Source organism: Pseudonocardia humida, from assembly GCF_023898865.1.
GTDB classification, from domain to species: Bacteria; Actinomycetota; Actinomycetes; order Mycobacteriales; family Pseudonocardiaceae; genus Pseudonocardia; species Pseudonocardia humida.
Map to the genome: position 1 here is coordinate 18,218 of NZ_JAGSOV010000025.1, position 14,491 is coordinate 32,708.

General features: G+C 76.4%; 11 protein-coding genes. 9 read left to right on the top strand and 2 right to left on the bottom strand.

Features of this window, described 5'->3' with window-relative positions; genetic code table 11:
- Nucleotides 1-5: 5 nt before the first annotated feature.
- A complete protein-coding gene (locus KDL28_RS12695; RefSeq protein ID WP_252438084.1) occupies nt 6-1,265 on the bottom strand; it encodes a DUF58 domain-containing protein in 1,260 nt (419 codons plus the stop codon).
- A gap of 17 nt (nt 1,266-1,282) precedes the next feature.
- On the bottom strand, nt 1,283-2,287 hold the full coding sequence (locus KDL28_RS12700; RefSeq protein ID WP_372496958.1) for an AAA family ATPase: 1,005 nt from the start codon (nt 2,285-2,287) through the stop codon (nt 1,283-1,285).
- 594 nt (nt 2,288-2,881) lie between these two features.
- Here KDL28_RS12700 and mraZ point away from each other — a divergent pair.
- The 9 genes from mraZ to ftsW all read left to right on the top strand — a co-directional run bounded on the left by mraZ (nt 2,882) and on the right by ftsW (nt 14,460).
- On the top strand, nt 2,882-3,313 hold the full coding sequence (mraZ, locus tag KDL28_RS12705) for a division/cell wall cluster transcriptional repressor MraZ (RefSeq protein WP_252438086.1): 432 nt from the start codon (nt 2,882-2,884) through the stop codon (nt 3,311-3,313).
- A gap of 161 nt (nt 3,314-3,474) precedes the next feature.
- The gene (gene rsmH, locus KDL28_RS12710) at nt 3,475-4,467 is read left to right on the top strand and encodes a 16S rRNA (cytosine(1402)-N(4))-methyltransferase RsmH (RefSeq protein WP_252438088.1); all 993 of its coding nucleotides are present in this window, start codon (nt 3,475-3,477) and stop codon (nt 4,465-4,467) included.
- A 73-nt stretch (nt 4,468-4,540) separates the two neighbouring features.
- On the top strand, nt 4,541-5,347 hold the full coding sequence (ftsL, locus tag KDL28_RS12715; RefSeq protein WP_252438090.1) for a cell division protein FtsL: 807 nt from the start codon (nt 4,541-4,543) through the stop codon (nt 5,345-5,347).
- Entirely contained in the window at nt 5,347-7,203 is a 1,857-nt protein-coding gene (locus tag KDL28_RS12720; protein ID WP_252438092.1) for a peptidoglycan D,D-transpeptidase FtsI family protein, read from the top strand. The genes ftsL and KDL28_RS12720 overlap by 1 nt, the downstream gene beginning before the upstream one ends.
- A 281-nt stretch (nt 7,204-7,484) precedes the next feature.
- Nucleotides 7,485-9,062, top strand: a complete 1,578-nt coding sequence (locus KDL28_RS12725; RefSeq protein ID WP_372496960.1) for a UDP-N-acetylmuramoyl-L-alanyl-D-glutamate--2,6-diaminopimelate ligase — start codon at nt 7,485-7,487, stop codon at nt 9,060-9,062.
- A gap of 91 nt (nt 9,063-9,153) precedes the next feature.
- Nucleotides 9,154-10,599 (top strand): UDP-N-acetylmuramoyl-tripeptide--D-alanyl-D-alanine ligase, encoded by a 1,446-nt coding sequence (locus KDL28_RS12730; RefSeq protein ID WP_252438094.1) that lies wholly within the window; start codon nt 9,154-9,156, stop codon nt 10,597-10,599.
- Nucleotides 10,596-11,666, top strand: coding sequence for a phospho-N-acetylmuramoyl-pentapeptide-transferase (gene mraY, locus KDL28_RS12735; protein WP_252438096.1), 1,071 nt, complete (start codon nt 10,596-10,598; stop codon nt 11,664-11,666). Before KDL28_RS12730 ends, mraY begins: the two co-directional genes overlap by 4 nt.
- Nucleotides 11,666-13,078, top strand: coding sequence for a UDP-N-acetylmuramoyl-L-alanine--D-glutamate ligase (gene murD / locus KDL28_RS12740; RefSeq protein WP_252438247.1), 1,413 nt, complete (start codon nt 11,666-11,668; stop codon nt 13,076-13,078). The genes mraY and murD overlap by 1 nt, the downstream gene beginning before the upstream one ends.
- On the top strand, nt 13,075-14,460 hold the full coding sequence (gene ftsW, locus KDL28_RS12745) for a putative lipid II flippase FtsW (RefSeq protein WP_252438098.1): 1,386 nt from the start codon (nt 13,075-13,077) through the stop codon (nt 14,458-14,460). The genes murD and ftsW overlap by 4 nt, the downstream gene beginning before the upstream one ends.
- Nucleotides 14,461-14,491: the final 31 nt, after the last annotated feature.

Here is a 14,491-nt window from a genome sequence, read left to right on the forward strand (position 1 = left end):
GGCGGTCATCGGACCTGCACCCGCGCGGCCGCGGCGGCGACGAGCTCGTCCCAGGCGCGGACGGGTGAGGTGGACGCGGTCGCGACGACGACGCCCCAGCCGGCCCCGCGCAGCGCGGCCGCGGTGGCCTGCGCGCCGGGTCCGCTGCCGGCCTTGCCCGCGGCGTCCCAGGTGGCCGTGTCGAGCAGGACGGCGTAGCCGCCGCCGGGCCTGCGGGCCTGCAGCGACTCCAGCTGGCCCGGCCCCAGCTCGCCGAGCACGGCCAGCACGTCGGCGTTGGCGGAGAGCTCGGGGCCGCCCAGGTCGGCGCGGGCGGACGAGCGCAGCTGGGCGAGCACGTCGAGCATCGCCTCGGTGCCGTGGGACGCGCCGGGCGCGGCCAGCTCGGTGCCGTCCTCGGCGACCATCGTGATCGGCTCGCCGCGCGCCACCAGGTGGGCGTAGATGCTCGCGGCCATGCTGATGCCGTACTCCAGGCTGGAGCCCGCGCCCCGGCCGCGGTGGGCGGAGTCGCGGCGGTCGAGCAGCAGGGTCGTGCCACCGCGCCACGGCCGCTCCTCCAGGCGCACCATCAGCTCGTCGTAGCGGGCGGTGCTGCGCCAGTGCACCCGGCGCAGCTCGTCGCCCACCCGGTAGGGGCGCACGAGCACGTCCGACGAGCCCTGGCCCTGGTGGGCGAGCGCGGCGCCGGGCGTGCCCTCGCCCGCGCCGAGCGCCGGGGGCACCCCGACGAGCCCGACCACCCGCGGCACCACCAGCAGCGTGGTGGCCGGGGCCAGCGTCTGCTCGAACTGGGCCAGGCCCAGCGGGTCGGTGCTGCTCGCGGTGAGCGGCCCGATGCGGTGCGCGCCGCGCAGCGCGGGGCGCAGTCGGTAGGTGATGGCGGCCGAGCGCCCGGCGGTGCCCGCGCTGCGCCCGAGGCTGTGCACGGTGAACCGGGGCGGCGTGTCGGCCTGCGGGCCCGCGGCGTCGGGCACCGCGTCGGTCAGCCGCAGCGTGCTGAGCAGGCGCCCCCCGCGCAGCAGCAGGTCGACCCGCAGGCCGCCGCCGACGGCGAGCCGGGCCGGGCGCAGGGTGCGCTCGGCGGCCACCGAGCGCCGGGTGCGCCGGGCCACCAGCAGGGCCAGCAGCGGCAGCAGCGCCACGAAGGCGCCGATGCGCAGCAGGTCGCGTTCGTCGAGCAGGACGGCGCAGCCGGCCGTGGCCAGCCCGCCGGCCAGCATGCAGCGGCCCCGGGTGGTGAGTCCCGACAGCCGCCCGCCCACGTCCGCGCCCCGCGGGCTCAGGGCCCGGGCCGGCTGGGCGCCGGTACGGCCTGCCGGCCCAGCAGGCCGCGGACGATGTCGACGGCGGAGCGCCGGGAGGCGACCGCCTCGGGGGAGAGCAGCAGCCGGTGCGCCAGCACCGGCACCGCGACGGCCTGCACGTCGTCGGGGACGACGAAGCCGCGCCCGGCCAGCGCGGCCTGCGCCTTCGCCGCCCGGACCAGCTGCAGCGTCGAGCGGGGGGAGGCGCCCAGCCGCAGGTCGGGCAGCCGGCGGGTGGCGCTCACCAGCTCCACGCAGTACTGGCGCACCTCGGGCGCGACGTGGGTGCGGCGCACGGCGTCGATGACGCTGGCGACCCAGCGGGCGTCGGTCACCGGGCGCAGCTGCTCGAGCGGATCGGCGGCGGCGTGCTCGTCGACCATGGCCAGCTCGGCCGCCATGTCCGGGTAGCCGACGCTCACCCGCGCGGTGAACCGGTCGCGCTGGGCCTCGGGCAGCGGGTAGGTGCCGTCCATCTCGATCGGGTTCTGGGTGGCCACCACCATGAACGGCTGGGCCAGCGGGTAGGTGGCGCCGTCGACGGTGACCTGGTGCTCGGCCATGCACTCCAGCAGCGCGGACTGGGTCTTCGGCGAGGCGCGGTTGATCTCGTCGGCGATCACCAGGTTGGCGAACACCGGGCCGGGGCGGAACTCGAACTCCGAGGACTGCCGGTTGAACACCGACATGCCGGTGATGTCGCCGGGCAGCAGGTCGGGGGTGAACTGGACGCGGCTGACCGAGCAGTCGATCGACCGGGCCAGCGCCTTGGCCAGCGAGGTCTTGCCGACGCCGGGGACGTCCTCGACGAGCAGGTGGCCCTCGGCGAGCAGGGTGACCAGCGCGACCCGCACCACCTCGGGCTTGCCCACGATGACGCGCTGGACGTTGCCGGCGATCCGGTTGCACAGGTCGGCCACCTCGGCCAGCCCGACCGCACCGTCGCCGTCGACACGGGCCCGGCTGCTCGTCGTCGTCACCCGATCTCCTCACGTCCCGCGTCGGTCACTACGAGACTGCGCTCCAGTCTGTCAAACGGGGGCGAAGCCCGTCGCCCGATGGTCACCCCAAGATTCACCGGAGACCCACCGCAGTGTGCCCGAGCGCCGCCGACGCAGTCTGCCCGAGAGCCTCCGGCCGCCGTCGGGGGCCGTGGGTGGCCGGACCGCGGGGCCCTTGCGCGGCGTGTCGCGCGCGACGCGCCGGTGGTGGCGCGCGCGGACCGACTCCGCACCACCGTCCCCCACCCGGCGCCCCGCCGTCGCCCGGCCGTCCCCCACCGTGCCCCACTTCGCCACCTCGGGTACCCGATCGAGTAGTGATCGTCACCGACAGCGAAGCAACCCCCACCCGTTCGTCACCCACCGTGATGCGGCCCACCTCGGCGGCGGGTGTCGGGATCGGTCACCGGCCCGCGGGCCGGTTCCCGACCCCCACCTGTCCCCACCGCGTTGACCTGCGTATTCGTCCGTCCTCGGAGGGCTGGGGCGGCTCGGTTCCGGTTGACGGTGGGGGGAAGTGGGGTAATGTGGTGATCGCTGGGGCACACAGGGCCGCAGGTGGAGGTGGGGCCGGTGTTCCTCGGCACCTACACCCCCAAGCTGGACGACAAGGGGCGGCTCACGTTGCCCGCGAAATTCCGCGACGAGCTGCGAGGCGGCCTGATGATCACGAAGGGGCAGGACCACTGCCTGTACGTGTTCACCCGCGAGGCCTTCACCGAGCTCGCGAAGAAGGTGGCGTCCGCGCCGCTGACCAGCGAGGCGGCCCGCGTCTTCCAGCGCAACCTCTTCTCCGGCACCGACGAGCAGAACCCCGACGGCCAGGGTCGGATCGTGATCACCCCCGAGTTGCGGCGCTACGCCGGGCTGACCAAGGACTGCGTGGTGATCGGCGCGTTCACCCGCGCCGAGATCTGGGACGCGCGGGCCTGGCAGCGCTACCAGGACGAGCACGAGAACACCTACGCCCAAGCGCAGGAGGAGGTGCTCCCCGGCTTGCTGTAGGTGGATCTGCAGGAGTCGGAACCGGGGGCGAGATGGACCCGGCGGTGTCCCCACCCGGCAGCCCTGGCGCACCTTCCCCGGTGCCAGGTCTGCCGGGTGGAGGCATCGCCGGCGGCCCGGCTGGGAGCCCGGGCCACGGGCTCGGTGACGCGGGGCGGGAGGTGGGGGTTGTGGGGAACCCGGAGTTCGGGGACGGGCCGGCTGGGGCCAGGCACGTCCCCGTCGCCCTGTCCCGCGTCGCCGAGTTGCTCGCGCCCGCGCTGGCCGGGCGCCCCGCGGTGCTGGTCGACGCCACCCTCGGGCTGGGTGGGCACGCGGCCGCGCTGCTGGCCGCGCACCCGCGGCTCACCCTGGTCGGGCTCGACCGCGACCGCGAGGCGCTGGACCTCGCCGGGCGCAGGCTGGCCGCCTACGCCGACCGCACCCACCTGGTGCACGCCGTCTACGACCGGATCGCCGACGTCCTCGACGACCTGGGCCTCACCGGAGTCGACGGCGTGCTGTTCGACCTCGGGGTGTCCTCGCTGCAGCTCGACGCCGATGCGCGCGGCTTCTCCTACTCCCGCGACTCCGACCTCGACATGCGCATGGACCCGAGCACCGGCCCGACCGCGGCCGACGTGCTGAACACCTACCCGGTGCCGCAGCTGGCCAAGGTCCTGCGCGAGTACGGCGAGGAGCGCTTCGCCGGGCGGATCGCCGCGGCGATCGGCAGGCGCCGGCAGAGCTCGCCGCTGCGGCGCAGCACCGAGCTGGTCGAGCTGCTGTACGAGGCGGTGCCCGCGGCGTCGCGGCGCACCGGGGGCCACCCCGCCAAGCGCACGTTCCAGGCGCTGCGCATCGAGGTCAACGGCGAGCTGGACGCGCTGCGCGCGGCGCTCCCGGCGGCCATCGACGCGCTCACCGTCGGCGGCCGGCTCGTCGTGCTGTCCTACCACTCTCTCGAGGACCGGATCGTCAAGCGCGAGCTGGCGGCCAGGGCGAGCTCCACCACCCCGCTCGACCTGCCGGTGGAGCTGCCGGGCCACGGACCGGAGCTCCGCCTGCTGGTGCGGGGGTCCGAGCAGGCGAGCGAGGACGAGATCAGTGACAACCCGCGGGCGGCCTCGGTCCGCCTGCGGGCCGCGGAACGCATCCGGGAGGTGGCGGCGTGAACGAGCTCGGGGATTCACCATCCAACACAGCAGCGTCGATCGCGCCCCCGCAGAGCGTCGGCGAGGAGGGGTCATGAGCGTTCGGACACCGAGCCGGGAGCGGGTGCGCACCGGCTCGACCGCCGGGCGCACCACCGCCCGCGGTCGCACGCCGGCCCTGCCCGCCCAGCGCGAGGCGGCGCCGACGCGCGCCCGCGCCGCGACCACGGCCACCGAGACCGCCACGCCGACGGCGTCCCAGCGCGCCTACGCCCGCCGCGAGGAGCGGCTGCGTCGGCTGGTCGGCGCCGCCCGCCCGGCCCGCCCGGGCGCGGTGTCGACGGGGCGGGCCAAGTTCGTCCTGCTGATCATGCTGCTGCTGATCGGCGGGCTGGTGGCCACGCTGTGGCTGTCCACCTCCGCCTCGGCCGACTCCTACCGCCTGCAGGACGCCAAGTCCGACGCGGCGGCCCTCAGCCAGCGCAGCGAGCAGCTGCGCCGCGAGGTCGCCCAGCTGGCCTCGGCGCCCGAGCTGGCCCGCCGGGCCGAGGAGATGGGCATGGTCCGGGTCCAGGACCCGGCCCGGCTCGTCGTCGGTCCCGACGGCGCGGTGACCGTGGTCGGCGAGCCGCAGGCGGCTCCCGCCCCGGCCCCGCCGGTCGTCTCGGCCGCCCCGCCCGCCGGTGCCCAGGTGGGCGTGCAGCCCGGCGCCTCCGGCCCGGGCACGCCCCTCGCCGGTGCCCCCGGCGCCGGTACCCCCGAGGCGGCCACCTCCGAGGAGGCCACCCAGGGCGACGGGGCCGCGGGCGCCGCAGGCGAGGACGCGGACGAGACCTCCGACCCGACCCCGGGCACCCCGGCCGGCGCCGACGGCGGGGACGCCCCGGGGGGCACCGACTGATGCCGGCGGCCCCGCCCCGGCCCCGGCCAGCGGGCGCGGTCCGCACGTCGTCGGCCGTCCCGCGCCGGCCGTCGGGGTACCGCCGCACACCGCTGGGCGGCCCCTACCGCAAGCGGCTGGTGCTCGGCCGGATCCTGCTGGTCATCGCGCTCGGACTGGCCATGGTGAAGCTCGTGGTCGTCCAGACGGTGCAGGCCGGTGACCTGACCGCGGCCTCGGCCAGGCAGGCCACCACACCCATCCCGCTGCCCGCCGCCCGCGGCGCGATCCTCGACCGCGACGGCAACACGCTCGCGTTCAGCATCGACTCCCGCCAGCTGGTCACCAGCCCCCGCACCATCGCCAGGACCCACGGCGCCGACGCGCCGCGGTACGTCGCGGAGATGACCACGGTGGTCGCCGCGGCCACGGGCGGCGACCCGGTCGAGATCGGTGAGCAGCTCAGCAGCGACAAGCGCTACGTCAAGCTGGGCAAGCCGGTCGAGCCCGCGGTGGCCGACCGGGTCCGCGAGCAGTTCCCGGAGATCGCCGAGGAGCGGCGCGAGGAGCGCGCGTACCCGGCGGGCACCACCGGAGCGAGCGTGATCGGCGCGGCGGCGTGGGGCATCGACGACAAGAAGGTCATCGGCCGGGAAGGCCTGGAGTCCACCGAGGACAACACCCTCGCCGGCTCCGACGGCCTGCGCGTCGTCGACACGGCCGAGGGCAGCAACGCCGTCATCCCCGGCAGCACCCGGTTCGAGCGCGCCGCCGTGCAGGGCTCGGACATCCAGCTCACGCTCGACTCCGACGCCCAGTACACGGTGCAGCGGCTGCTCGAGGAGAAGGTCGCCGAGACCGGCGCCAAGCCGAACTCGTCGGTGGTGGTGCTGGACGCGCGCACCGCGCAGGTCCTGGCCATGGCCAACGGCCAGTCCTACGACCCGGCGAACTTCACCAAGGCGACCGATGCGCAGCGGTCCAACCCCGCGGTGCAGAACCCGTTCGAGCCCGGCTCGGTCAACAAGGTCGTGACGATGGCCGCGGCGCTGGAGTTCGGCGTCGCCGAGCCCGACGACGTGCTGAGCGTGCCCGGCAGCATCAAGGTCGCCGACCGCACGGTCAACGACGCCTGGAACCACGGCACCGAGCAGTACACGCTGACCGGCGTGCTGGCGAAGTCGTCCAACGTCGGCACGCTGATGACCGCGCAGAAGGTCGGCGAGGAGCGCTGGCTGGAGATGCTGGGCCGGTTCGGCGTCGGCACCCGGACCGGGGTCGAGCTGCCCAGCGAGAGCCGCGGGTCGGTGCCGCCCCGGGAGACCTGGTCCGGCTCCACCTTCGGCAACCTGCCGATCGGGCAGGGCCTGTCGATGACCACCCTGCAGATGGCCGGCATCTACCAGGCGGTCGCCAACGACGGCGTGCGCATCCCGCCGCGCATCATCCAGGCGACCATCGGCCCCGACGACGTGCGCGCACCGGCCCCGGCGCCGGAGGGCGTGCGGGTGGTGTCCCCGGAGACCGCCGCGGCGCTGCGGACCATGCTCACCGCGGTCACCCAGGACGCGCAGGGCCAGCGCGGCACCGGATACCTCGCCGCGGTGCCCGGCTACGAGGTGGCCGGCAAGACCGGCACCGCCCAGCAGGTCGACCCGGACTGCGCCTGCTACACCTCGGCCAGCCACACCATCACCTTCGCCGGCATGCTCCCCGCCGACCAGCCGCGCTACGTCATCGCGATCATGCTCGACGCCCCGGCCGCGGGCACCAGCGCGGCGCCGCTGTTCCACGACATCGCCAGCTACCTGGCCCAGCGCGACGGGCTGCCGGTGAGCACCGAGCCGCCGCCGGTGCAGACGCTGGTGGCGCCCTGACCGACCGCCGCGGCGTGCGGCGGGCGGTGCCGCGGGCTCGGCGGGCGGAGGCGGCCCGGGAGCAGCGGTCGACGGGCCCGCCCGGGGCGCGTGGCGCCCCCGACGGCGCTCGATCGCGGTCGATCATCGGGGGAGCGGGGTCGGCGAACTGTCGGCGGGCCGCGCCGTCGCCCGTCCGGTGCGCCGACAGGCCCAGCGGGAGCGGCGGGCGGCGGAGCCCCGCCGGTAGCGCGGTGGTGCGCGGACGTGCCCGGATCGACCCGACGGTAGCCTTCCGCGTCGTGCCGACCGTCAGCTCAGCCACGACCGGGACGGCCGTGAGCCCGCCCCGACCGGGATCGTCGCGGCCGGTCGCGCTCGCCGACATCGCCGCGGCGGTGCACGCCGTCCCGCGCGGTCCCGCGGGCGACACCGCGGCCCCGGTGGCGGTGCCCGCCGTCGAGGTCGGCGGGGTCACCCTGCGCGCGGCGGAGGTCCGCCCCGGCGACCTGTTCGCCGCCCTGTCCGGGGCCAGGGCGCACGGCGCCGACTTCGCCGACGTCGCCGTCGCGGCCGGCTGCGCCGCCGTGCTCACCGATCCCGCGGGGGCCACCCGACCGGCGCTGGCCGGCGTCCCGGTGCTGGTGCACCCCGACCCGCGGGCCGTGGTCGGCGCGGTCGCCGCGCTCGTCTACGGCGACCCGACCGCCCGGCTGTCGGTGCTCGGCGTCACCGGCACCAGCGGCAAGACGACCGTCGCCCACCTGCTGGAGGCCGGGCTGGTCGCGGCAGGCCGGCGCACCGGCCTGCTGGGCACGGTCGGCACCCGCATCGGCGGCGAGCGGCTGCCCAGCGCCTTCACCACGCCAGAGGCGCCCGACCTGCAGGCCCTGTTCGCGGTGATGGAGGAGGCCGGGGTGAGCGACGTGGCGATGGAGGTCTCCAGCCACGCGCTGGCCCTGGGCCGGGTCGCGGGCACCCGGTTCGCGGTGGCCGCCTTCACCAACCTGTCGCAGGACCACCTCGACTTCCACCGCGACATGGACGACTACTTCGAGGCCAAGGCCCGGCTGTTCGACGGCCGCGCCCGCCACGGCGTCGTCTGCGTTGACGACGAGTGGGGCGAGCGGCTGGCCGCCCGCCACCCGGAGGCGGTCACCGTGACCACCGGGCCCGGCCCGGCGGCGTGGCGGGTGCGCGAGGCCCGCACCGACGCCGACGGCGCGCAGTCGTTCACCGCGCTCGGGCCGGACGGGGCGGCGGTACCGGTGCGCCTGGCCCTGCCCGGCGCGTTCAACGTGGCCAACGCGCTGGTCGCGCTGGCCTGCCTGGACGCGGTCGGGGTCGCGCCCGCGGTGGCCGCGGAGGGCTTCGCCGCCCTGGCGGTCCCCGGCCGGATGCAGCGCGTGGACGCCGGGCAGCCGTGGCTGGCGGTGGTCGACTACGCGCACAAGCCCGCCGCCGTCGCCGCGCTGCTGGACACCCTGCGCGCGCAGGTCAGCGGCCGGATCGCGGTCGTGCTGGGCTGCGGCGGCGACCGCGACCGGGGCAAGCGCCCGCTGATGGGTGCCGCGGCCGCGGCCCGGGCCGAGCTGCTCGTGGTCACCGACGACAACCCCCGCTCGGAGGACCCGTCCGCGATCCGGGCGGCGATGCTGGACGGCGCGCTGGCCGAGCCGGCGCACCACGAGGTCCGGGAGGTCGGCGACCGCCGGGCGGCCATCGCGGCCGCCGTCGCCTGGGCCCGCCCCGGCGACGCCGTCGTCGTCGCGGGCAAGGGCCACGAGACCGGCCAGGAGGTCGACGGCGTCAAGCACCCCTTCGACGACGCCGCCGAGCTGGCCGCGGCGATCGCCGCGGGCCGCGCCGGGCCGGTGTGACCGGCCGGGACGGGACAGAGCATGATCGGGCACCGCCGATGACCCGCTCCACCCACCCCTGCTGTCCCCCCACCAGTAGCGGAGCTTGAGCATGATCGAGATGCGGCTGGCCGACGTCGCCGCCGTGACCGGTGGGCGGTTGCACCGCGCCACCGGCGAGGAGCGCGTCGCCTCCGTCGAGTTCGACTCCCGGGCCGTCGGCCCGGGCGCGCTGTTCCTCGCCCTGCCCGGTGAGCGCGCCGACGGGCACGCTTTCGCCGCCGCGGCGGTGGCGGCGGGAGCGTCCGGTGTGCTGGCGGGCCGCGAGGTCGACGCGCCCGCCGTCGTCGTGCCCCCGGCCCCGCCGGGCGGCCACTTCGCCCGCACCTACCTGGCCGCCAACGACCCGGACGGCTCCGGGGCCGCGGTGCTGGCCGCGCTGGCCGCGCTGGCCGCGCACGCGGTGCGCTCGCTGCCGGCCACCGCCGTCGTCGGGGTGACCGGGAGCTCGGGCAAGACCACGACCAAGGACCTGCTGGCCGCCGTGCTCGCCCCGCTGGGGCCGACGGTGGCCCCGCCCGGATCGTTCAACAACGAGCTCGGCCTGCCCTGGACCGCGCTGCGCGCCGGCGCCGACACCCGCCACCTGGTGCTGGAGTTCTCCGCCCGCGGACCCGGCCACATCGCCGCGCTGGCCGCCGCGGTGCCGCCGCGGGTCGCCGCCGTGCTCAACGTGGGCTCGGCCCACCTCGGCGAGTTCGGCAGCAGGGCGGCGGTGGCGCGGGCCAAGGGCGAGCTGGTCGAGGCCCTCCCGGCCGACGGTGTGGCCGTGCTGAACGCCGACGACCCCGCGGTGGCGGCCATGGCCGAGCGCACCGCGGCCCGCGTGGTGCGGTTCGGGCTGGGCACGGGCACCGGGCCCGACCCGGTGGTGCGCGCCGAGGACGTCGAGCTGCACGCCGGACGGGCCCGGTTCACCCTGGTCGCCCCGACCGGATCGGCGCCGGTGGCGCTGCGCCTGGTCGGCGCCCACCAGGTGGGCAACGCGCTCGCCGCGGCGGCCGTGGCGCTGGAGCTCGGCGGCGACCCGGCCGGTGTGGCCGCGGCGCTGTCCGCGGCCGAACCGGGCTCGCGCTGGCGCATGGAGGTCACCGACCGCCCCGACGGCGTCACCGTCGTCAACGACGCCTACAACGCCAACCCGGAGTCGATGCGCGCCGCGCTGTCCGCGCTGGTGGCCATCGCCGGGCCGCGGCGCAGCTGGGCGGTCCTCGGCACGATGGCGGAGCTCGGGGCCGACGCCGCCGCCGCGCACGCCGACATCGCCCGGGCCGCCCGCGACCTCGGCGTCGACCGGCTGGTCGAGGTCGGTGCCGCCGGCTACGCCGGCGCCCACCGCGTCGACGACGCGGCCGCGGCGATCGCGCTGCTGCGCGCCGAGCTGGAGGAGGGCGACGTGGTGCTGGTCAAGGCGTCGCGCGCGGTCGGGCTGGACCGGGTCGCCACCGCCCTGCTCGAACCGGGCCGACTCGACACCCGGGGGGTGGCGGCCAGGTGAGGGGTGTCTTCATCGCCGCGGGCGTCGCGCTCGCGGTGTCGATCCTGGCCACGCCGTACCTGATCCGGTTCTTCGCCCGGCAGGGCTTCGGCCAGGAGATCCGGGCCGAGGGCCCGTCCAGCCACCAGGCCAAGCGGGGCACCCCGACCATGGGCGGGGTGGCCATCGTGGTGGCCATCTGGGTCGGCTACGTCGTCTCGCACGCGCTCACCGGCGAGCCGATGACCCCGTCGGCGCTGCTGGTGCTGTTCCTGACCACCGCGCTGGGCGTGGTCGGCTTCCTCGACGACTACATCAAGCTCCGCCAGGCCCGCAACCTCGGCCTGAACAAGACCGGGAAGCTGGTCGGCCAGGTGCTGGTGGCCACGGTCTTCGCGATCCTGGCCCTGCGCTTCGCCAACGCCGACGGGCTCACCCCGGCCTCGGAGAGCCTCTCGTTCGTCCGCGACATCACGGTGCTGTCCTTCGGCGCCGTCGGCTTCGTCGTGCTGGCCAACCTGATCGTGGCCACCTGGTCGAACGCGGTGAACATGACCGACGGCCTCGACGGCCTGGCCGCCGGGACCGCGGCCATGGTCTTCGCCACCTACACGATCATCGGGTTCTGGCAGTTCCGCAACAACTGCGTGATCGCCGCGGCGGCCGGCTGCTACCAGGTCCCCGACCCGCTGGACGTGGCGCTGGTCGCGGCCGCGGCGATGGGCGGCTGCATCGGGTTCCTCTGGTGGAACGCCGCCCCGGCGCGCATCTTCATGGGCGACACCGGCTCGCTGGCCCTGGGCGGGCTGGTCGCCGGGCTGTCCATCGTGACCCGCACCGAGCTGCTGCTGGTGGTGATCGGCGGGGTGTTCGTGGTCGAGGTGCTGTCGGTGGCCGTGCAGATCGCGGTGTTCCGCACGACCCGGCGCCGGGTGTTCCGGATGGCGCCGTTCCACCACCACTTCGAGCTGGCCGGGTGGGCCGAGACCACGGTCATCATCCGGTTCTGGTTGCTCGCCGCGATGTGCGCGGCACTCGGGCTCGGCCTGTTCTACCAGGAGTGGCTCACCGCGTCGGCGGGCCCGTGATGGACGTGCGCGCGCTGGCCGGCGCCCCGGTGCTGGTCGCCGGGGCCGGGATCTCCGGCCTCGCCGCGGCGTCCGCGCTGGTCGAGCTGGGGGCCCGGGTCACCGTCACCGACGCCGTCCCGGCCCGGCTCGCCGACCTGCCCGACGGCGCGCGCCCCGGCTCGGAGTCCGACCCGCTGCCGCCCGGCACCGCGCTCGTCGTCACCGGCCCCGGCCGCCGCCCGGACAACGCGCTGGTCACCGCGGCCGCCGCGGCCGGGGTGCCGGTCGTCGGGGAGCCCGAGCTGGCCTGGTGGATGGGGTCGGCCCGGCCCGAGCCCCCGCAGTGGCTGGCGGTGACCGGCACCAACGGCAAGACCACCGCGACCGGGATGCTGGCCGCGATCCTGCGCGCGGCCGGCCGCGACGCGGTCGCCTGCGGCAACATCGGCTACCCCGTCGTCGACGCGGTCCGCGCCGGGCACCGGGTGCTGGCCGTGGAGCTGTCCAGCTTCCAGCTGCACTGGTCGCCGTCGGTGCGCCCGGCCGCGGGCTGCGTGCTCAACGTCGCCGAGGACCACCTCGACTGGCACGGTTCGATGGGCGCCTACGCCGCGGCCAAGGCCCGGGCCCTGCTGGGGCCGGTCGCGGTGGCCGGCGTCGACGACCCGATCGCCGCGTCGCTGCTGGCGGCCTGCCCGGCACCGCGCCGGGTCGGGGTCACCCTCGGCGAGCCCACCGCCGACCAGCTCGGCGTGGTCGACGGCGTGCTGGTCGATCGGGCCTTCGACGGCGGCGCGCTCATCGAGGCCGCCGCCGTCGCACCCCCCGGCCCGCCGGGCGTCACCGACGCGCTGGCCGCGGCCGCGCTGGCCAGGGCGGTCGGCGTCGGACCCGACGCGGTGCGCTCCGGGCTGGTCGACTTCCGCCCCGGCCCGCACCGGGCCGCCACCGTGGCCACCGTCGACGCCGTCCGTTACGTCGACGACTCGAAGGCCACCAACCCGCACGCCGCCGCCGCGTCGCTGGCCGCCGCGCTGTCCGGGGCCCCGGCCGGGGCCCGGATCGTCTGGGTCGTCGGCGGGCTGCTCAAGGGCGCCTCGGTGGACGCGCTCGTCGCGGCGCACGCGCACCGGTTGCGCGCGGCCGTCGTCATCGGCACCGACCGCGTCGAGATCGTCGCCGCGCTCGCGCGACACGCGCCCGATCTCCCCGTCACCGAAGTGGTGGCGGGCGACGATGGGCCGATGAGCGGTGTGATGGACCGGGCCGTGCGATCCGCGCGCACCCTCGCCCGACCGGGCGACGTCGTGCTGCTGGCCCCGGCCGCCGCGTCGATGGACCAGTTCGCCGACTACGCCGAGCGCGGCAGCGCGTTCGCCGGGGCGGTGCGGGCCCTGGACGGCGCTGCGGCCGGTGGCGGGGCGCTGTGACGCCCGCGGAGGGCACCGCGCGCAGCACCGAGCGGTCCGCCCGCGAGGGGTCCGGCGGCGACGCCCGCGAGGACGCCCGGGGTGAGGCCGCGGCGCGCGTCCCGGCCGGGCGTGCGTCCGGTCCGCGGGCCGCGATCGGGCGCGCCGCCAACGCGGTCGGCGAGTGGCTGCGCAGCCCGCTGACCTCCCTGCACCTCGTGCTCGCCGTGTTCGGGCTGCTGACCGTCTTCGGGCTGGTCATGGTCCTGTCCGCGTCGGCGGTCCAGTCCTTCACCGCCGACGGCTCCAGCTACTCGGTCTTCACCCGGCAGCTGATGTTCTGCGGGCCGGGGCTGGCGCTGTTCTGGCTGGGCCTGCGCATCCCGCCGCGACGGCTGCGGGCGCTCGCCCCGGTCGGGCTCGCGGTCGGCGTGCTCGCCCTGATCGCGGTGCTGATCGTCGGCTCGGTGCGCAACGGCTCGCGGGCCTGGTTCGCCATCGGCAGCTTCTCGCTGCAGCCCTCCGAGGCGGTGAAGGTCGCGCTCACGCTGTGGGGCGCGCACGTGCTGGTGGCCCGCCGCCGGGTCATGCACCGCTGGAAGCAGGCGCTCTCCCCGGTCGTACCGGTGACCGCGCTGCTGATGACCCTGCTGGTGCTCCAGCCCGACCTGGGCATGACAGTCTCGCTGGGCATCGTGCTGGTCGCGCTGCTGTTCTACGCGGGCGCGCCGATGCGGCTGATGCTCACCCTCACCGGGGCCGCGCTGGGCGGCGCGATCGTGCTCGCGCTCACCGCCGACTACCGGCTGGCCCGGGTCACCGCGTTCCTGTCGGGCAACAGCGCCGACCCGCTCGGCGCCCAGTGGCAGGCCAACCAGGCGCTGTACTCGCTGGCCGACGGCGGGCTGTTCGGGGTCGGCCTCGGCCAGGGCCGGGCCAAGTGGGACTATCTGCCGAACGCGCACAACGACTTCATCTTCGCCATCATCGGTGAGGAGCTGGGGTTCCTCGGGGCGTTCGCGGTGCTCGCGCTGTTCGCGACGCTCGCCTACGTCGGCATCCGGATCGCCGACCGCAACAGCGACCCCTGGCTCAAGCTGGTGGTCGCGACCTCCACCAGCTGGCTGGTCGCCCAGGCCGCCATCAACATCGGCTACGTGGTCGGCCTGCTGCCGGTGACCGGGCTGCAGCTGCCGCTGATCTCGTCGGGAGGCACCTCGCTCGTGGTCACCATGTTCGTCTTCGGCGTGCTGGCCAACGCGGCCCGGCACGAGCCGGAGGCCGTCGCCGCGCTGCAGCAGCACGGGCAGGGCACCATCGCCCGGCTGCTGGGCCTGAAGCTGCCCGAGCCCTACCGGGCCCCGGTCAGCCGCCCGGCCGCGCAGCGGGGGCCGCTGCGATGAGCGAGCGTGCAAGCGGATCATCCAGTACAGC

Excerpts from the sequence above, each read along its gene's own strand:
- murD (WP_252438247.1), top strand. The coding sequence starts at position 11,666 with ATGGACGTGCGCGCGCTGGCCGGCGCCCCGGTGCTGGTCGCCGGGGCC.
- KDL28_RS12730 (WP_252438094.1), top strand. The coding sequence starts at position 9,154 with ATGATCGAGATGCGGCTGGCCGACGTCGCCGCCGTGACCGGTGGGCGG.
- KDL28_RS12720 (WP_252438092.1), top strand. The coding sequence starts at position 5,347 with ATGCCGGCGGCCCCGCCCCGGCCCCGGCCAGCGGGCGCGGTCCGCACG.
- ftsL (WP_252438090.1), top strand. The coding sequence starts at position 4,541 with ATGAGCGTTCGGACACCGAGCCGGGAGCGGGTGCGCACCGGCTCGACC.